We start from the raw sequence: 645 nt of genomic DNA, 5'->3' as shown, positions 1-645 counted from the left end.
GACAACCAGGGCGGCAGCCTGAAGGGGGCGACCGTCCGGGTCGACGCCGGGCACCTGGACAACCGTGGCGGCAAGCTGCTCGCCGAGGGCGAACTGCGGGTCGAGGCGAGCAGCCTGGACAACCGCCAGGACGGCCTGTTGCAGAGCCGGGACCGCGCCGTGGTCAAGACCCGTGGCGATCTCGACAACCGTGGCGGCCAGGTCGTCGGTCTGAACGAACTGCAGGTCCAGGCTGCCGCACTGGACAATCGCAGTGCCGGTCTCCTTTCCAGCAAGGGAGACATGGACATCGAGGTCGCTCGTCTGGACAACAGTGCGGGCGGCAAGCTGGTCAGCGAGCGCCGTACGCTCCTGAAGGCGGATCGGCTCGATAATCGCAGCGGTCGCATTGTCGCCGGCCAGGATCTCGACTTGAGCTCTCGGTTGATCGACAACCGAGCGGGCGATATCTCCAGCACGTCGAGGGTGGTGGCGAGCGCTCGCGAACAGTTGGACAACCGCGGTGGCAAGATCGTCGGTGACAGTGGCCTGGACATCACAACGCCACGCATGCTCAACCAGGACAAGGGGGTACTCGCCAGCCGCGATGGGCTGCGCCTGAGCGCTACGGAGTTGTTCAACGGCGGGGGAGGCCTGCTGTCCAGC

Annotated in this window: 1 protein-coding gene; it reads left to right on the top strand. The window is 66.4% G+C overall.

The genetic code is table 11. The features are described from left to right. Positions 1–645, top strand: a 645-nt coding sequence (locus HMPREF1224_RS14155) for an adhesin HecA repeat-containing protein (RefSeq protein ID WP_010793049.1), incomplete at both ends; no start/stop codon positions are given.

This window comes from Pseudomonas sp. P179, assembly GCF_000478485.2.
Classification (GTDB): domain Bacteria; phylum Pseudomonadota; class Gammaproteobacteria; order Pseudomonadales; family Pseudomonadaceae; genus Pseudomonas; species Pseudomonas aeruginosa.
Note: the sequence above shows the minus strand (reverse complement) of the source record. Positions and strands in the feature narration are given on the sequence as shown.